We start from the raw sequence: 17,034 nt of genomic DNA, 5'->3' as shown, positions 1-17,034 counted from the left end.
ACGGCCGGTCAGGAACCGGCCGCGGCCCCCCGTCCCCCGAAGACGAGGAGCTGGCGTCCTCGTACGCCGCCCGCGGCGAGCCGGCGGTGGGCCTCCGGCACGGCGGACGGGGTGAGCAGCGAGTCCGTGCGGAGCGAGAGCACTCCCTCGCAGGCGAGTGCGGCGAGTTCGGTGAGGGCGGCGGCCTTGTCCGGGTAGGCCATGACGTCGGCCTCGTGGCGCACGATGCCGCGGGGCACGTCCAGTGCCCCCGGCCGGCAGGTCACCACGGCGCCGCCGTCCCGGACGGCGTCCAGGACCGGCTCGCCCAGTACGGCGGCGTCCACCAGCGCGTCCACACCTCCGGGCACGGCACGGCGGTACCGCTCGCCCGGCGTGCCCGGGTCCGTCGGGTCCGGATGGCGCGGCACGACGGTCTCCGCGCCGAGCTGCTTGAGCAGCGGCTCGTCCCGCGGGGCGGCCTCGGCCACCACCCGCAGGCCGCGGTGCGCGGCCAGCTGGATCACGAAACCGCCGACCGCCCCCGCCCCGCCGGTGACGGCCAGGGTCGACCCCGGCGGCAGGGCGAGCAGGGCGAGCGCCTGGTGGGCGGTGAGCGCGTTCATCGGCAGCCCCGCCGCCTCCACCAGGTCCAGGCCCGGTGGCACCAGGACCGTGTCCGCGGCGGAGACGACGACGTACTCGGCCTGTGCCCCGCCCTGCGGGCGGAACGGGTTGACGAAGGCCATGACCCGGTCGCCCAGGGCGAACAGCGTGCCGGCACCCGCGGCGTCGACCGTGCCGGAGACGTCCATACCGGGGACGTACGGGGGTTCGACCGTTGACAGGTAGGCCGCGAGCAGGCCCGAACGGAGCATGAGGTCGGTGGGGTTGACCGCCGCGGCGGCCACCCGGATCCGCAGCTCTCCGGGTCCGGGATCGGGTATCCCCCGGTCGATGACCTCGAGCACGTCCGGTCCGCCGTATTCCAGGATTCCGACTGCGCGCATGGTGGTGCACTTCCGTGTTGGGGCCGGTGAGGCCTGCGGGTGGGGTGTCACTGAGGGGTGTGGGCGGAAGCCCGGACGGGGGCGGGCCGTGGCCGCGCCGGCCACCGGGCCCCGGGGAGCCGCTGCGGCGGCGCCTCCGGCGCGGCGGGGAGCAGACGCCAGCCCTCCCGCGCGGCGACGGCCCGCATCTCCCGGTCGCCGCCGACGACCACGCCCCGGCCCGCGGCCCGCAACATGGGCAGGTCCGAGGCGTGGTCGCCGTACGCGGTGGTGGCGGCCGGTTCGACGCCGTGCCCGGCGGACCAGGACCGGACCGCTTCGGCCTTGGTGCTCCCGATCATGGTGACCGCGGCGTCGCCGGTGTAGTGGCCGAGGACGATCTCGGGCTGCGTCGCCAGGACCGCGTCCACGCCCAGCAGACGGGCGAGCGGGGCGAGCAGCGCGGGGAAGGAGCCCGAGACGAGCACCACGGGCTCCCCCGCCGCCTGGTGCCGGCGCAGTTCGGCGACGGCCGCCGCGTGCAGGAATCCGCCCGTCGCCAGCTCCGCGCGGAACCACTCCTCGGCCAGGTCCCTCACGTAGGAGGCGCTGAGGTGGGCGTAGCCGGCGAAGTAGGCGCGGTTGGTCAGTGACCGGCAGACGCCCGCTTCGGTCATGGCGCGCAGCCGCTGCCGCTCCTGGGTGTAGGCCTGCGGGGGGCGGCCTTCGGCGGCGAAGCGGTACCGGAGGAACCGGAACAGCGTGGTCCCGGTGGTCAGCGTGCCGTCGACGTCGAAGAACGCCGCACCCGGGGCGCCTCCCGGGCCGTCAGCCGGCACCGTGCACGCCCTTGGCGGTGAGCAGCCTGGCGGTCTCGGCGACGTTCGCGGCGTCGAGTATCTCGTCGTCGGTGACCTCCACCCCGTACACCTTGGACAGGTGCACCGCGAGCTCCAGCAGGACGAGGGAGTCGAAGTCCATGTCCGCGTACGGCGTGGTGGCGGTGGTGTCCCGCGGGGCCTCGAACTTGTCGCGGACGAGGGCGAGCACGGCGTGGGTGAGGTCGTCCGGCGCGAGGTGGCTGCCGGCGGTGGTCGGTGCGGTCATGGTGTCCTTCTCGTTCGGTCGGGCGGGCGTGGAGTACGGCCGCGGGGCGTGGGGGACGGCCGGGCGGGTTCAGGCGGGTACGACGTCGGGCCAGGTGAGCGCGGCGGAGCCCCAGGTGAGGCCGCCGCCGAAGGCGGTGAGCAGCACCCGCTCCCCCACGGTGAGGGAGGCGGAGGCCGCGGCGTCCGCGAGGGCGAGGGGGATGGACGCGGCCGAGGTGTTGCCGACCTGGTCGAGGTTGACCACCGCCCGCTCGGCGGGGACGCCGAGCTGTTCGGCGACCGCCCGCAGGATGCGGACGTTGGCCTGGTGACCGACCAGGTGGCCGAGGCTGTCGACCGGCCAGTCGATCCGGTCGAGCAGCGAGCGCGACGACTCGCTCATGCGCTGCACGGCCGACACGAAGACCTTGCGGCCCTCCATCGTGAAGTACTCGTCGCCGGGAGCCGGTTCGGTCAGGGCGGCGCGCTGCCGCGAGCCTCCGGCCGGGATGCGGATGACGTCCTTCTGCGTTCCGTCGGAGCCGAGCTCGAAGCCGTGCAGCGCTCCGGGCCGGTCCGCGTCGCCCGCGGTGAGGACGACCGCGCCCGCCCCGTCCCCGAAGATCACGGAGGTGGTGCGGTCGGCCGGGTTGAGGATGGTCGAGTAGGTCTCGGCGCCGATGACCAGGACGGTGGCCGCCCGTCCGGCGCCGATGGCGTTGGCCGCGGTCTCCAGCGCGTAGACGAACCCGGAGCAGACCGCGCTGATGTCGAACGCCGCCGCTCCGGCGAGGCCGAGCCGGGCCGCGACGTCGGGCGCGGTGGCCGGGCAGAGGTGGTCGGGTGTGGTGGTCGCCAGGACCACGAGGTCGACCGCGCCGGGCTCCGGGTCGATGCCCGCGGATTTCAGCGCGCGGTGCCCGGCCTCCACGGCGAGGTCGCCGGTGGAGGTGCCGGGGTCCGCCCAGCGCCGGCTGCGTATGCCGGTTCTGGAGGTGATCCATTCTTCGGTGGTGTCGAAACGGTCCGCGAGTTCTTCGTTGCTGACGCGACGCGGGGGAAGGTAGGCGCCGAGTCCGGTGAGTACGGCGGTCAGGGACATGTCTCTCGCCTCCCGTGAAGGGCCGTGGGCCGCCGGGGCCGGTGATGTGCGGCTGCGGCCGAGGACGCAAACGTGGGATCGGAGCGGTCGGCTCCGGTGGTGGGGCGCTCGTCCGGCGCTCAGGCGGGGAGCAGGTGCGCGACGGCGCAGCTCAGCCGGAGACCGGCGTGGTCGGTGACGACCTCCGCGCTGCGCCAGGTGCCCCGGCCGCTGTGCAGCAGCCGCGGCTCCCGCAGGCGTACCTCGAACCGGCCGTCCGCCGCGGTGGCGCCGGGCGCGGGGCGGATGGCGGTGCGCCGCATCCACAGCGTGTTGCTGTCGGCCCGGGCCACGCCGTCCAGCGAGTAGAGCAGGACCTGACCGAGCTGCAGGGCCGCGACGAACAGGTCGATCATCGACGCCGGCCCGTCCGGTGCGAGGGTGAGGTCGGCGCGGGCCAGCGAGGCGTCCGGGAGCACGTCGACGGAGGTGAGCAGTTGCCGCCGGTCACGGTGCGGGACGCCGAAGGGCGCGTCGTTCCAGGGTCCGGGCAGGGCGGCGGCGTTCGCGTAGGAGGCGGTGCCGGGGTGCGGGCGGGCCGCCTCGGGTGTGCCGGCGGTCGTCTCGACCCGCACGGTCAGCAGGCCCACCCGGCATTCCATGGTCGTCGTGCCGTCGTCGGCCGTGTCCAGGAGCCGGCCCGAGACCGCGAACGTGTCGAGGCCGTCCTCCTGCGGCGTGTTGCCGGCCTTGATCGTCAGCGACCGGACGGTGAACGGCGCGTCCGGGCCGAGGCCGCGGGTGTGCGCCGCGTGCAGTCCGGCGAGCTGAGCGCCGTACAGCATGGCGTCGATGGTGGACAGGTGGGGCCGCTGGGTGCTGTCGCCCTTGCGGGACCAGGCGCCCGGGATCTCCAGGCCGGCGGTGGCGGTGACGCCCCGGTCGTCGACCGTGAGGCCGGTGAGCGAGTGGTGGACCCGTTTGAATCCTTCTCCGAAGAACCGTCCTTCCCTGGCACCGAGGAAGTCGTCCACGGTGCCCAGGGTGACGAGAGGTGCTGCCGTAGTCATAGAGTTTCCTTCGTAGGCGGCCGACACCCCTCGGGGCGGGGGCCGTTGAACGGCGACGGCGATGCCCGGGACCCTCCGCGACAGTGGACCGGGTATCGCCGGCGTCCAGGTGCGAGCGGTGCTCAGGCGGTCCGGGTGACCTGGACGGGCTCCGCGGTGCCTGCGACCGGCTCGGTCTCGGCGGGGTCGACGGTGTCGCCCCCGGCCGGCTTCTTGAAGTTGAGCACCACCAGGAACGTGAGCGCGATGCCGACGGCGATCGCCCAGGTGGCGGTGGTGACGCCGTCCATCAGCTGCCCGGCGTCCTTGGTGTCGCCGCCGGCGGCGTTGGCGATGGCGATCAGCACGGCCAGACCGACGGCTCCGCCGATCTGCTGACCGGTCGTCGCGATGCCCGAGCCGATGCCCTGGTCGGCCGGCTGCACTCCGGTCGTGGCCGCGGCGAACATGGTGGTGAAGACGATGCCCTGGCCCAGCGAGAGCACGAACAGCGACGGCGCGATCAGAGCGTACGAGGCGTCCTGGCCCATCGTGAGCGCGAGGACGACGGTGCCGGCCAGGCCCATGGTCAGGCCGATGAACAGCGTGTTGCGCACACCGAACCTGGTGGCCCACTTGCCGCCCACGATGGTGCCGACCAGGACGCTGCCGGACGGCAGCGCGAAGGCGAAGCCCGTGGTCCAGGCGCTGTATCCCTGAACGGTCTGCCAGTACTGGGTGAGGAAGTAGGCCAGCGCGCCGAAGGTGGCCATGAACAGGAAGGTGATGCCGGCGCCGGTGGACAGGTTGCGGTTGCCGAACAGCCGCAGCGGCACCATGGGGGCCGCGCTCCGGCTCTCGATGACCAGGAACAGCGCGAAGGTGACGACGGCCACGCCGAGCGCCGCCAGGACCTGGCCGGAGCCCCAGCCCGCCTCGGGACCCTGGACGAGGGCGAAGACGAACAGCGTGGAGGCGACGGTGCCGGTGACGGCGCCCGGCAGGTCGAAGCCGCCGCCGGCCTGCGGGCTGTCGTCGGGCAGCAGCCACATCGCCACGAACATGGCGGCGCCGGCCAGCAGCACGTTGACGTAGAAGACCGAGGGCCAGCCGAAGGCGTCGGTGAGCAGACCGCCGAGGATCGAGCCCAGCACCATGCCGGAGCCGCCGGCACCGCCCCAGACGGACAGGGCGCGGTTGCGCTCGGCGCCCTCCGCGAAGAGCGTGGTGACCAGGGAGAGGGTCGCCGGCGCGAGGAACGCGCCGCCCAGGCCCTGCACGGCCCTGGCCGCGATGAGCAGCCAGGGGTCCTCGGCGAATCCGCCCGCGAGGGAGGACGCCGCGTACAGGAAGAGGCCGAGGACGAACATCCGCTTGCGGCCGAAGAGGTCGGTGGCCCGGCCGCCGAGCAGCAGGAATCCGCCGAAGGCGACGGCGTAGGCGGAGACCACCCACTGGAGGTCCTGGGCGCCGAAGCCGAGGTTCTCTCCGATCTCCGGCAGGGAGACGAAGACGATGTTGTAGTCGATCGCAATGATCATCTGGGCGAACGCGAGCAGTGCGAGCACCGCTCCCAGATGACGCGGCCGTGTCGAGTTGATGCCGGACACGCCGGTTCCTTTCGTGGTTGACGTCGGGGGGACGGGAAGGGGAAGTCAGTGCCCCGTCGAGGGGCGGGCGGGGACGGCGCGGGTCAGTAGCGCAGTGCGTACGCGACGCGGCGGGCCAGGCTCTTCTGGCGCTGGGCCTCGTGGAAGCGGGCGTCGGCCTTGAGGTCCTCGATGTCGGCCTTGACGCGGCGCTGCGCCTCCTCGATGGCCTCCTCGATGGGGACCACCACCGGCAGGTCGAAGAGCTTGACGATCTTCTCGATCCGGTCCGGGATGGGACCGCCGACGACGCGGTAGGGGATGTCCATCCGCTCCAGCGCCTCGATGAGCAGATCGTCGGAGAGGCGGCGGAACTTCTCGGAGACGGGCCGGTGGCCGTCGGGTTCCATGTCGAACTCCACCGGCAGGTGCACGTAGGCGTCGTAGATCCGCTTGGCGCGGGCGCGGGTGATGTCGCCCAGGGTGTCGGTGTAGCGCTGGTAGAAGTGCTTCACCGGCAGGCCCATGACCTTCTTGATGCCCTTGAACCACCAGTCGGCGCCGGGGTTGATGCCGACGCGCATCCGCGCCTCGAAATACACCCACTCGTGGAACACGCCGCCGTCGGAGATGAACGCGTCACCGCTCGACTCGTTGTGCACGCGCTCCTCGAAACGGCGCAGTCCGAGTTTCACGAGTTCCATGGCGTTGAGTTCCATGACGGTTTTACCGGGAACGAGGTCCACCAGCAGTTCGCGGGACGTCTTGGCGTGCGTACGCGGTATTCCGGTGGCTATGGAAAGAGCCTCGGTCGTCGTCGATTTACCCGTCGAGTACGTGCCGGAAATGGCGAGCTTCAGCTTGGGGTTTTCCTTGAAACTGGGTACTTCGAGCGCGGACACAGATGGTCACCTTCACGAAAGGGAGCCACGGGGCTCGGTGGGTGGGTCAGCGGGTGGGGGCGGCGAGTGCGGCGGCCTCCTCGGCCGTCATGACCGTCGCGTCCTGGAGCCCCAGGTGCTTGACGGTCTGGGCGAGGCGCTCGGCCACGTCGCCGTGGACGGTGTGCACGGGGACGCCCGTGGCCTCCAGGGCGGGCAGCAGCAGGGAGTCGGACAGGTACCGGAAGTTCTCGCTGACCGGGCGGTTGTCCGGTGCCAGCCCGAACTCCACCGGCACGTGCACGAACGCCTGGTAGGCGGTGCCGGCGTGGTGCTTCATCAGCAGGCCGATGTCGTCCACCGCCGCTTCGAGCGCGGCCGTCGTGGTGCTGCGGTGCCGGTCCTCGAGCGGGGTGCACGTGCCCGGACAGGAGCCGGCCACCAGGCGGAGTTTGGCGTACACCCACTCGTGCACCACCGAACCGTCGGACACGAAGCCCTCCGGGTGGGCCGCCTCGCCGAGCAGGCGCTCCGCGTAGCGGTTCACGGTGAGCTGCACGAGCTGCCCGTCGGTCCAGTTGTGCACACTGCGGCCCTCGCCCCCGATCGGCTCCCGCATGGGCGAACCGTGGGTGCGGGGCAGTCCGGTCAGATGCGAGAGCGCCGTGGAAAGCGTGGTCTTTCCCGATCCGTAGGCGCCTACGACGGCGATTCGTTTCGTCACGGATCAAGCATCACAGGGGACTTTGGCTCGAACCAGTGGCCATCAACGCTATTGCCACGACCAACAGGATGCCGGGAATCCGGAATCGAAACCGCGACCACACGGTACGTCATTACGAAGGAACGGAACATGGAATTGACAATTCCGCAACACCGGCGCGCCCGGCATGCCGGTGGGCCGGCGTGCCGGGCGCTGGGAGGGGGAGCGGGTGAGGGGTCCGGTCAGCGGGTGCCCGCGGCCAGGCGCGCGCGCAGCGGTTCGGTGTGCGGGAACAGGGCCCGGTTCTCGGTGCTCCACCGCACCGACTCCAGACCTCGGTCGGCGGAGCCCGTGAACCGGGGCGCCACCTCGGTCGCCAGCAGTTCGAAGCTGCGCTTCACCTTCTCGAAGGAGGCCCAGTTGACGACGTAGGTGAGGAGCGTGCCGAAGCCGCCGGTGGTCTCCTGCAGGTGCCGGATCGCCTCCACCGCGTCCTCGACCGACCCGACGACGGCCCGGCCCTGTTCGACGGTCGCCTCCAGGTGGCGGGATTCCGGCACGCCCTCGAGGCCGCCCAGGACATCGGCGCCGACCGCCTCGCCCCAGTAGCCGTGCAGCCACTGGCCGAACCCGTCGCGGGCGTCGCGGAAGGCCTCCTCGCGGGTCTCGGCGATGTGGAGGGGCACGGCGATGCGCCAGTTGCGGCGGTCCACGGTCCGGCCGTGCTCCTCGGCCGACTCCTCGGCGTAGCTCCACTGCCGGGCCAGGTCGACGGCCGGCCAGCCGGGCGGCGGCGCTCCGAAGGAGAGCAGGCCGAGGCCGTACTTGCCCGCGATCTGGGGGCTGTTGGGGGTCCCGACACTGGAGACGGCGATCTCGATGCCGGGCTTGCTGTAGCGCGGCAGCTGCATCTTGGCGTCCTGGAGCGTGTACCAGTCCGTCTTCTCGCTGATCCGCTCCTCGCCGTTGACCAGTTCGACGACGGTGGGGACGGCCTCGCGGGCCATGCGCTTCAGCTCGCCCAGGTCGAGTCCGAGCATGTGGGCGTCGTTGGGGGTGGCGCCGGGGCCGACACCGAGGATGTACCGGCCGCGCGTCAGGTGGTCCAGCATGATCGCCCGGGTCGCGACGTGGAACGGGTGGTGGAAGGGCAGGGTCACCACCCCGTTGGCCAGTTTGATCTGCCGGGTCCGCTCGGCGAGGGCCGCGATCATCGTCTCCGGGGCGCCGATCGTGGGCCAGGACAGGGAGTGGTGCTCGCCGAACCAGCACTCGTCGAAGTTGAGCTCGTCGAGGTGCTCGACGAGCCGGAGGTCACGGCGGATGGTCAGGTGCGGGTCCTGTCCGGGCGCGTGGAGGGGGGAGAGGAAGGCTCCGAAGCCGGTGTGCATGGTTCTCCTGTCGTAGGAAGGGGGGTGGCGGCCACCGTCGTGCGCCGGGCGAGCGCGGCTCGGGTGCGCCGGGGCGGGGGGTTACCGCGCGGTGCCGGTCTCCGCCGCGCGGGTGATGCGGTCCAGCAGCCGGTGGTGCACGGCGGCGTGCGCGAAGTCCGGCACGACGGACGTGCCATCCCGCAGGTCGGCGCGCAACTGGTGGTAGGCGTGGGCGACGACGCCGGCGGGCCCGTCGACGGCCGCGAGGCGGTCGAGGCCGTCCGGCGCCAGGTAGTCGCGGGGCACGGGCAGCGGGCGCAGCTCGCGCCGGTCGCCCCGGGCGCCGCGGAGTTCCGCCTGGCCGAACTGCAGGTGGCCGGAGTCGCCGGTCAGCACCAGGTCGCCCTCGGTGCCGTTGATCTCCCACAGCAGGTTGGTGCCGCGCGACGAGCCGCCCCGGTAGTGCAGGGAGGCGACCGCCCCGCTCTCCAGGCGCCCGGTCACGGCGATCTGGTCCTCGGCGGTCATGGGCAGCGGGGCGCCGGTCTCGGCGATCCGTACCCGGGGGCGCCGCGTCGCCGTGGTGGCGGTCACCGTCGCGAAACCGGACAGCACCATCGTCAGCGCGTCCAGGGTGTGCCCGAAGGGGACGGTCAGCAGCGTGGCGCCGTTGGCCCGGTCCGCGGTGTACGCGGCGCGTTCCGCCACCGCGGGGCCCCAGCCGCCGCCGGATCCCACCAGGGTGGTGGACAGCACCTCACCGACGAAGCCGCCCGCGACGAGGTCCCGGAGGTAGCGGACCACGGGAGCGGAACGGGCCTGCAGGCCCACCGCCGTCCGCGTGCCCGTCCCGGCCGCCAGCGCCGCGAGTTCCTCGGCCTCGGCCAGGCCGTTGCCCAGGGGCCACTCGCTGAGCACCGTCTTCCCGGCCTCCAGCACGGGCAGGATCAGCTCCCGGTGGCGGGGCACCCGGACGGTGATCACCACCAGGTCGACGTCGTCCCGGGCGGCGAGGGCGGCGGCGTCGGTGCCGGCGGCCGACTCGGGCAGGCCGAACGCCGCGGCGGCCTTGCGCGCGGAATCGGGTGTGGACGCCGTCAGCGCACGCAGTTCGTATCCTTCGACGGCCCTCAGCGCGGGCAGGTGACCGCGTGCCGCCCAGCCGCCGTCCGCGCTGAGTCCGACGATCCCCACGCCGAGCGGGGCCGCTGTGTGCTTCACGAATGCATCGTCCTTTCCTGTGAAACGGGGTCAGAGCCGGGCGTAACGCCCGTACAGGCCGCCGAAGAACAGCAGCGGCGCGTCCTCCTGGTGGGTGTCCAGGTCATGGACGCGGGCTATCACCACGTCGTGGTCGCCGGCGGGTATCTCCTCCTCGACCGAGCACTCGATCCAGCCGATCGAGCCGTCGAGCACCGGCGCCCCGCCGGGCGAGGGCTGCCAGGAGACGCCGCCGAACTTGTCGGTGCCGCTGGTCGCGAGACGGGCGCTGAGATCGCGCTGGGCCTCGCCGAGGATGTTCACGCAGAACCGGCCGGCGGACCGGACGTCGGGCCAGCTGCTGCTGGTCCTGCCGACGCAGAACAGGACGAGCGGCGGGTCCAGGGACACCGAGGTGAACGAGTTGACGGCCAGCCCTGCCGGGGCGCCGTCGCTGCCACGCAGTGCCGTCACGGCCACCACTCCGGTGGTGAACCGTCCGGCGACGGTGCGCAGCCGCCGCGGTTCGACCGGTGCCGTGGAGGACATCGGGGTAACAACCGTTGAGGACATGCCTCCAGGCTCAGCCGGGCCCCGGCGCCCTACCAGTGCGCAAGGAACATATTGGTCGCGCCAACAGAAGGGAACGGCCATCTGTCCCCGGACGGGGAATATCCGCGGGACCCGGGCTGTGCGGGGGCGCGGACGCGACGGCGTGCGGTGTCCCGCCCGGCGGCGTCGCGGGAGCGCGTGACACGGCGGACGGCCGCCGGGAACCGGCGGCCGTCGGGGTCGTGGTCTTCCGTGCGGGAGAGGTGTTCTCAGCCGAGCGGGTGCCACCGCAGTCGGCTGCCGGAGGCGGAGAGCCGTCCGAACACCGCGCCGGAGAAGTGGCCGGCGAAGCCGGTCACGCCGGGCCGGGAGAGCTCCGCCACCACCTTGTGACGGCTGCGCACGGCCTCGGCGGGGTCGATGTCGGAGGCCGCCCGCCAGGTCAGGTCGGCCAGTTGCAGGGCCGAGTGCAGCACGTCGCCGACCACCACGGCGTCCGGTCCGTCCGGCCCGCCGCGGATCAGGTACGAGAGGTGGCCCGGGGTGTGCCCGGGAGTGGCGAGTGCCGTGACCCCGGGGAACACCTCCTGGCCGTCCTCCACGGCCACCGGCTGCCCCGCCGGACGCCGGTGGGCCCCACGCCACTCCGCCGCCGAGGCCGCGAACCGCGCCCCGCGCAGCCCTTCCTGCCCGGCCCAGCCGACGTGGTCGTCGTGCAGGTGGGTGAACGCCACGGTGTCCACCGCCTCCCAGGTGCTCCCCGCGGCGGCGAGGGCGTCCGGCAGGCCGCCGCCCTCGATCCGGCCCAGGGGCGGGATCGTGTGCTCCGCGGGGATGCGGGCCGGTCCGAAGCCGGTGTCGAAGAGCATCGCCCGGTCCCGGTACTCGACGAGCAGTGCTCCGACCGAGGCCGGCAGGAAACCCTCCTCGTCGAGGTGGCCGGCGTGGTCCGCCCAGAACGCCTCGGGCGAGTCGGGGAACCAGGCCCGCGGGTTCAGCTGGACATGACCGTCCGGGAGGTAGGTCAGCCGGTGCGTGCCGAGCTCGACGCGGACCAGGTCGGTCACATGGCGGTTCACCGCGGTGCTCACCGGGCCTCCCCCACCAGGTCGCCGGAGCCGAGGCCGCTCATCCGCCGCTCCAGCGTCAGGTGCGACATCCTGCGCAGCGCCGCCTCCGTTCCGGTGCCCGGAGCGGGCAGGAACACCGTCATCCGCAGGGCGATGCGGCGGGTGAAGTCGAGCGTGGCCCGGGTGAAGTGCAGGTCGCCGACGGCCGCGTGGGTGAGCACCTCGGGGCCGCAGGAGTCCTCCAGCACCTCGTGCCGGTCCCACAGCTGCGCGAACAGGGGGCTGGCGACGCGCAGTTCCCTCACCAGCGCGGGGATCGCCGCGTCCTCGATGTGCAGCGCCGCCTGGCTGCGGAAGCGGGCCACGACGCTCGGGGCGACCTTCTCCCACAGGGGGTAGGCGGACCGGACGTCGTCGTTGGTGAAGAACTCCCGGAGGATGTTGTACGGCCGCCGGCCCGTGAGGGCTCCGGAAGCCCGCCCCTCACCGACGCGGGAGCAGCCCGAGTGCTCCTCGCCCATGCCGAGGAGCGTCTCGGCGGCCGCGTTGGCCACCACGACATTCCACGCGTGGTCGGCGATGTACGCGGGGTTGGGCCACCAGTTCTCGACGAACGGGCGCATGGCCTCCGCCTCCGGCGGAGCCTGCGGCAGCAGGGGCACGGCCTGTACGCCGGCGAGCTGACGCAGGTACAGCCGCTGGTTCTCGCTGAGGCGGAGCACCCGGGCGATGGAGTCCAGCACCTCGCCCGACACGTTCTCGGCACGGCCCTGTTCGATCCACGTGTACCAGGAGACGCCCACGCCGGCGAGCAGCGCGACCTCTTCCCGGCGCAGCCCCGGCGTGCGGCGCTTGCCGGCGTCCGGGAGGCCCACCTGGTTCGGGGACACCTCGGCCCGCCGCGCCATGAGGAACCGGCCGAGTTCGAGGAGGTGCGGAGGTGCCACGCGCCTGGCGGAAGCAGCATTTCCCATCGGTTGCGGTCCCCTTCTGATCGTGGCGGAGCAGGGGGAGGTGTCGGCGTCGTGCGGCTCCCCCGTGCCGCCTGGCGTCTTAAACAAACCTACTCGTCTGTTTGTTTCCGTGTGACGAATATTTTCAGCCGACGGGTTTCGAGGGTGTGACGCTCGTCACCCGGAGTGCCTCCGGCGTCACCCCGCGTCGTACGGCACCCGGCCGTGAGCCCGGTCGGCCTGCTCCAGCTCCTCCGCCCGCTGCTCGTCGGTCCGCAGACGCAGCAGCAGCCCGGGGGCGGCGATCCCGGGCAGCACGGCCCGCCACAGGACGCAGACGCGGTACAGCAGGTCGGCCCGCCCGGTGGACAACTGGGACAGCAGCTGGATGCCGGTGAAGGACCCCACGACCAGGACCGCGATCTCGTCGGTGTCGGTGTGCGGCAGCAGTTCGCCCCGGTTCCGGGCCTGTCGCAGCAGGTCACCGACGGTCTCCTGGGACCACACGTAGGGCCGGGTGCCCGGATGGTAGGAGGTCTCCTCCGTCGCGAGCCGCACGGCGGCCTGGAGGATCACGTCCGTCTGCAGCAGCCGCGCGTAGGACAGCGTCAGGTCGATGGCGGCCTGCAGGGGGCAGTCCGCGGACAGCGGCCGCAGCAGCGGCATCTGGTACTCGACGATGGCGTCGGCCAGCGCCTCCTTGGAGGGGAAGTGGAAGTAGAGCGCCCCCCGCGTCACGCCCGCCCGTCGCAGCACCTCCGTGGTGCTGGAGCCGTCGTAGCCGTGCTCCTTGATGCATTCGGCGGCCGACCTGAGCAGCAGCGCCCTGGTCCGCACGGCTCGTTCCTGACGTGGCATGGACGGAGTCTCCGAGGTGAGCGACGGGCGGGTAACCGGACGTTGAACCCAAAAAAACAGGTAGATCTGTATGTTACCTGGAGCGCGGGCCTTCGACCCATGGGGGCGCCGAACGACAACGGGGGCGGCGCCGCGCGTCTCCGCGCGGCGCCGCCCCCGGACGGCCGAACCGCTCCGTGTGTCAGTGGAAGAAGTGCCGCGTCCCCGTGAAGTACATCGTCACGCCCGCCTTCTTCGCTGCCTCGACGACCAGTTCGTCGCGGACCGAGCCGCCGGGCTGGACCACGGCCTTCACGCCGGCCCCGGTGAGGATCTCCAGTCCGTCGGGGAAGGGGAAGAACGCGTCCGAGGCGGCGTAGGAACCGGCCGCACGCTCGGCGCCCGCCCGCTCGACGGCCAGCTTCGCGGAGTCGACGCGGTTGACCTGGCCCATGCCGACGCCGACGGAGGCGCCGTCCTTGGCGAGCAGGATCGCGTTGGACTTCACCGCGCGGCACGCCCGCCAGGCGAAGGCCAACTCGGCCAGCTCCGCCTCGGAGAGGGCCTCGCCGGTGGCCAGCGTCCAGCCGGCCGGGTCGTCGCCCTCGGCCTGGAGGCGGTCGGTGACCTGGAGCAGCGCGCCGCCGTCGATCGGCTTGACCTCGACCGGGGCGGACGGGGCCTCGGGGGCGCGCAGGACGCGGATGTTCTTCTTCTTGGTGAGCGCCTCGAGGGCGCCCTCCTCGTAGTCCGGCGCGACGATGACCTCGGTGAAGATCTCCGCGACCTGCTCGGCCATCTCCTTGCTGACCGGGCGGTTCACGGCGATCACGCCGCCGAACGCGGACAGCGGGTCACAGGCGTGCGCCTTGCGGTGCGCCTCGGCGACGTCCGCGCCGGTCGCGATGCCGCACGGGTTGGCGTGCTTGATGATCGCGACGGCCGGGGCGTCGTGGTCGTACGCGGCACGGAAGGCGGCGTCCGTGTCGGTGTAGTTGTTGTACGACATCTCCTTGCCGTGCAGTTGCTCTGCCTCGGCGAGGCCGCCCGTCCCGGACACGTACAGGGCGGCCGGCTGGTGCGGGTTCTCGCCGTAGCGCAGGGTGTTCTTGCGCTCCCAGGTGGCGCCCAGGAAGTCGGGGAACCGCGACTCGTCCACGGGGGCGTAGTCGGAGGCGAACCAGGAGGCGACGGCGACGTCGTAGGCGGCCGTGTGCTGGAAGGCCTCCGCGGCGAGCCGCTTGCGGGTGGTGAGGTCGAAGCCGCCGTCGCGGACGGCCGCGAGGACGTCGGCGTAGCGCGCCGGGCTGGTGACGACCGCGACGGACGGGTGGTTCTTCGCGGCGGCGCGCACCATGGACGGGCCGCCGATGTCGATCTGCTCCACGCACTCGTCGGGGGTGGCGCCGGAGGCGACGGTCTCGCGGAACGGGTAGAGGTTCACGACCACGAGGTCGAACGGCTTCACGCCGAGGTCCTCGAGCTGCTGCTGGTGGTCGGCGAGGCGCAGGTCGGCGAGGATGCCGGCGTGGACCTTGGGGTGCAGGGTCTTGACGCGGCCGTCCAGGCACTCGGGGAAGCCGGTGAGCTCCTCGACCTTGGTGACGGGGACGCCCGCGGCGGCGATCTTCGCGGCGGTGGAGCCGGTGGAGACGAGCTCCACGCCGGCCTCGTGCAGTCCCCGCGCGAGGTCCTCGAGGCCGGTCTTGTCGTAGACGGAGACGAGCGCCCGTCGGATGGCCCGCTTGTTGCTCTCGGCGGTCACTGGATAACTACCTTTCGTCCCTCGATGCGATAGCCGTTGCGGGCGAGGAGCCCCACGACCTCGACGAGCAGCCTTCGCTCGACTTCCTTGATGCGCTCGTGCAGAGCGCTCTCGTCGTCCTCGTCCCGGACCTCCACCACGCCCTGCGCGATGATCGGCCCGGTGTCGACGCCGTCGTCGACGAAGTGGACGGTGCAACCGGTGACCCTGGCGCCGTACGCGAGCGCGTCCCGCACGCCGTGGGCCCCGGGGAAACTGGGCAGCAGCGCGGGGTGGGTGTTGACGAACCGCCCGCCGAAGCGCGCGAGGAACTCCTTCCCCACGATCTTCATGAACCCGGCGGACACGACGAGGTCGGGCTCGTAGGCGGCGACGGCCCCGGCGAGCGCCGCGTCCCACTCCTCCCGGGTCGCGTGGTCCCTGACCCGGCACACGAAGGTCGGCAGCCCGGCGCGCTCGGCGCGGGCCAGCCCCTCGATGCCCTCGCGGTCGGCGCCGACGGCCACGATCTCGGCTCCGTACGCCTCGGCGCCGACGGCGGTGATCTCGTCGAGGAGCGCCTGCAGATTGGTGCCGGATCCGGAGACCAGTACGACGAGACGCCTGGCGCGCTCGGCCACGGGCTTGGCGGCCACGGTGGGGCCCTTTCTCGGGGAGCGTCTGCGCGGCCGGCTGCACAGCGCTTTGTACATTCATACGAATGCTTCGGGCCCCCGGATACGGGGAAGCCTACGAAGCGGCCGACCGTCAGCAACGATACCGGCACACCGGGCGGCCCCCACGGGACGGGGGCGCGGCCGGAAGGTAGCGTCTGGGACGAGCCGGTCCGGGAACGCCGGGACTGGATCGCCGGTGGCGCGCGGGAACGCGTATCGCGCACCGAGCGTTCACAGGAGGACGGACCCGGGCCGCGGAGAGCTGACGGGAACGCACCAGCTCACAGCTCAGTCGTAGTCGATACGTCGTGCGAGGCGGCCGTGCCGGACCACGCCGTGCTTCATTAAGGGGAAGACGCTCACTTGATGCCGGACCGCAGCCTGCGACTCCTCACGTTCCCTCAGCAGTCGGCTCAGGGAGGGGAGCGTGGCGCCGTGCTGCTGCGGGAGCGCCCCTCCTCCGCGCCCGACGCCCACCGGGGCGGGGGCGGTGACGACGAGCGCGACACCCAGGGCGCCCGGGGCACCGGGGGCGCGCCGGACGCACAGGGCGCTCGGGGGTCGCAGGGTTCCCAGGAGGACAATCCGTTCGCGCCGCCGCCGGAGGGCACTCCCGACCGGCCCTGGCAGCCGAGGCACCCCTCGGGCGGGGAGGGCGGCGGCCGCTCCCCCTGGGGCCGGAACTGGAGCGACCGGCAGCCCGGCCGTTCCTCCGGCGGTTTCGGGGACCGTCCGCGCCGCCCCGAGGGGCAGGGCGGCGGCCCGCAGGCTCCCGGCCCGCGCTGGGACCCCACGGACCCGGCCCAGCGCCGGGCCCGGTACGCGCTGCTGTCCGGCATGTGGGCGTTCTTCTTCGCCCTCTTCAACTGGCCGTACGTCGCGCTGCTGCTGGGCGCGCTCGCCCTGTACTGGTCCATCAGCGCCCTGCGCGCCAAGCCCCGCGCACAGGACCCGGACGCCCCGGCGCCCGAGCAGAAGGGCCGCCCGCAGACCACGGCCGCGGTGAGCGGTCTGGTCACGGCGTCCCTGGCACTCGCCCTGGTCGCCGCGTCGTTCACGGCCCAGCTGGTCTACAGCGACTACTACACCTGCACCAACGACGCCCTCACGCAGCAGGCGCGCGACGGCTGCAGCGACCTCCTGCCGAAGGAACTCCGCGGCCTCCTGAGCGAAGGCGAGTGACCGCATGGGGCCAGGGCCTGTCGTTTGGATCACACCGCAGACGTGGGGGTCCAAGGCACCGGCGATTTCCTGCGGCCTGATCCGAAC

Annotated in this window: 17 protein-coding genes; 1 reads left to right on the top strand and 16 read right to left on the bottom strand. The window is 72.6% G+C overall.

Annotation, left to right across the window (positions count from 1 at the left end; all coding sequences use genetic code 11):
* Positions 1-8: 8 nt before the first annotated feature.
* The 16 genes from IE172_RS29290 to purN form a co-directional block, all read right to left on the bottom strand.
* Positions 9-989, bottom strand: a complete 981-nt coding sequence (locus tag IE172_RS29290; RefSeq protein WP_190100348.1) for an NADP-dependent oxidoreductase — start codon at positions 987-989, stop codon at positions 9-11.
* Positions 990-1,036: 47 nt separating this feature from the next.
* Entirely contained in the window at positions 1,037-1,807 is a 771-nt protein-coding gene (locus IE172_RS29285; protein WP_190100347.1) for an HAD family hydrolase, read from the bottom strand.
* Positions 1,797-2,075: an acyl carrier protein gene (locus IE172_RS29280; protein ID WP_190100346.1), complete on the bottom strand. Its 279-nt coding sequence runs from the start codon at positions 2,073-2,075 to the stop codon at positions 1,797-1,799. Before IE172_RS29280 ends, IE172_RS29285 begins: the two co-directional genes overlap by 11 nt.
* A gap of 69 nt (positions 2,076-2,144) precedes the next feature.
* Positions 2,145-3,158 (bottom strand): beta-ketoacyl-ACP synthase III, encoded by a 1,014-nt coding sequence (locus tag IE172_RS29275; RefSeq protein ID WP_190100345.1) that lies wholly within the window; start codon positions 3,156-3,158, stop codon positions 2,145-2,147.
* Positions 3,159-3,277: 119 nt separating this feature from the next.
* Complete coding sequence (locus IE172_RS29270) at positions 3,278-4,207, bottom strand: AvrD family protein (protein ID WP_190100344.1); 930 nt, start codon at positions 4,205-4,207, stop codon at positions 3,278-3,280.
* A gap of 122 nt (positions 4,208-4,329) precedes the next feature.
* Complete coding sequence (locus IE172_RS29265; RefSeq protein WP_229886542.1) at positions 4,330-5,796, bottom strand: MFS transporter; 1,467 nt, start codon at positions 5,794-5,796, stop codon at positions 4,330-4,332.
* A gap of 83 nt (positions 5,797-5,879) precedes the next feature.
* Positions 5,880-6,677, bottom strand: a complete 798-nt coding sequence (locus IE172_RS29260) for an ATP/GTP-binding protein (protein ID WP_229886540.1) — start codon at positions 6,675-6,677, stop codon at positions 5,880-5,882.
* 46 nt (positions 6,678-6,723) lie between these two features.
* Positions 6,724-7,380: an AAA family ATPase gene (locus tag IE172_RS29255; protein WP_190100343.1), complete on the bottom strand. Its 657-nt coding sequence runs from the start codon at positions 7,378-7,380 to the stop codon at positions 6,724-6,726.
* Between the two features lie 221 nt (positions 7,381-7,601).
* Positions 7,602-8,750 carry an LLM class flavin-dependent oxidoreductase gene (locus tag IE172_RS29250; RefSeq protein ID WP_190100342.1) on the bottom strand — a complete coding sequence of 383 codons (1,149 nt, stop codon included), beginning with the start codon at positions 8,748-8,750 and terminating at the stop codon, positions 7,602-7,604.
* An 81-nt stretch (positions 8,751-8,831) separates the two neighbouring features.
* Positions 8,832-9,953, bottom strand: a complete 1,122-nt coding sequence (locus IE172_RS29245) for a Gfo/Idh/MocA family protein (RefSeq protein WP_190100341.1) — start codon at positions 9,951-9,953, stop codon at positions 8,832-8,834.
* A gap of 30 nt (positions 9,954-9,983) precedes the next feature.
* The gene (locus IE172_RS29240) at positions 9,984-10,481 is read right to left on the bottom strand and encodes a flavin reductase family protein (protein ID WP_229886538.1); all 498 of its coding nucleotides are present in this window, start codon (positions 10,479-10,481) and stop codon (positions 9,984-9,986) included.
* Between the two features lie 272 nt (positions 10,482-10,753).
* Positions 10,754-11,575 carry an MBL fold metallo-hydrolase gene (locus tag IE172_RS29235; protein ID WP_190100339.1) on the bottom strand — a complete coding sequence of 274 codons (822 nt, stop codon included), beginning with the start codon at positions 11,573-11,575 and terminating at the stop codon, positions 10,754-10,756.
* Positions 11,572-12,501 (bottom strand): helix-turn-helix transcriptional regulator, encoded by a 930-nt coding sequence (locus IE172_RS29230; protein ID WP_190100338.1) that lies wholly within the window; start codon positions 12,499-12,501, stop codon positions 11,572-11,574. Before IE172_RS29230 ends, IE172_RS29235 begins: the two co-directional genes overlap by 4 nt.
* A 204-nt stretch (positions 12,502-12,705) precedes the next feature.
* Positions 12,706-13,365: a ScbR family autoregulator-binding transcription factor gene (locus IE172_RS29225; protein WP_190100337.1), complete on the bottom strand. Its 660-nt coding sequence runs from the start codon at positions 13,363-13,365 to the stop codon at positions 12,706-12,708.
* 181 nt (positions 13,366-13,546) lie between these two features.
* Positions 13,547-15,109: a bifunctional phosphoribosylaminoimidazolecarboxamide formyltransferase/IMP cyclohydrolase gene (purH, locus tag IE172_RS29220; protein WP_190100336.1), complete on the bottom strand. Its 1,563-nt coding sequence runs from the start codon at positions 15,107-15,109 to the stop codon at positions 13,547-13,549.
* Positions 15,106-15,744: a phosphoribosylglycinamide formyltransferase gene (gene purN / locus IE172_RS29215; RefSeq protein ID WP_190100335.1), complete on the bottom strand. Its 639-nt coding sequence runs from the start codon at positions 15,742-15,744 to the stop codon at positions 15,106-15,108. Before purN ends, purH begins: the two co-directional genes overlap by 4 nt.
* A 387-nt stretch (positions 15,745-16,131) precedes the next feature.
* Here purN and IE172_RS29210 point away from each other — a divergent pair, with 387 nt between their 5' ends.
* Positions 16,132-16,947 carry a hypothetical protein gene (locus tag IE172_RS29210; RefSeq protein ID WP_190100334.1) on the top strand — a complete coding sequence of 272 codons (816 nt, stop codon included), beginning with the start codon at positions 16,132-16,134 and terminating at the stop codon, positions 16,945-16,947.
* The last annotated feature ends 87 nt before the right edge of the window (positions 16,948-17,034 follow it).

Origin of the sequence: Streptomyces griseoflavus (assembly GCF_014649995.1) — a bacterium.
Classification (GTDB): domain Bacteria; phylum Actinomycetota; class Actinomycetes; order Streptomycetales; family Streptomycetaceae; genus Streptomyces; species Streptomyces griseoflavus.
Note: the sequence above shows the minus strand (reverse complement) of the source record. Positions and strands in the feature narration are given on the sequence as shown.

What these genes read in the sequence shown, in the direction of transcription:
- IE172_RS29225 (WP_190100337.1), bottom strand. Translation starts at nt 13,365, where the DNA reads ATGCCACGTCAGGAACGAGCCGTGCGGACCAGGGCGCTGCTGCTCAGG.
- IE172_RS29275 (WP_190100345.1), bottom strand. Translation starts at nt 3,158, where the DNA reads ATGTCCCTGACCGCCGTACTCACCGGACTCGGCGCCTACCTTCCCCCG.
- IE172_RS29280 (WP_190100346.1), bottom strand. Translation starts at nt 2,075, where the DNA reads ATGACCGCACCGACCACCGCCGGCAGCCACCTCGCGCCGGACGACCTC.
- IE172_RS29290 (WP_190100348.1), bottom strand. Translation starts at nt 989, where the DNA reads ATGCGCGCAGTCGGAATCCTGGAATACGGCGGACCGGACGTGCTCGAG.
- IE172_RS29250 (WP_190100342.1), bottom strand. Translation starts at nt 8,750, where the DNA reads ATGCACACCGGCTTCGGAGCCTTCCTCTCCCCCCTCCACGCGCCCGGA.
- IE172_RS29240 (WP_229886538.1), bottom strand. Translation starts at nt 10,481, where the DNA reads ATGTCCTCCACGGCACCGGTCGAACCGCGGCGGCTGCGCACCGTCGCC.
- IE172_RS29270 (WP_190100344.1), bottom strand. Translation starts at nt 4,207, where the DNA reads ATGACTACGGCAGCACCTCTCGTCACCCTGGGCACCGTGGACGACTTC.
- IE172_RS29210 (WP_190100334.1), top strand. Translation starts at nt 16,132, where the DNA reads ATGCCGGACCGCAGCCTGCGACTCCTCACGTTCCCTCAGCAGTCGGCT.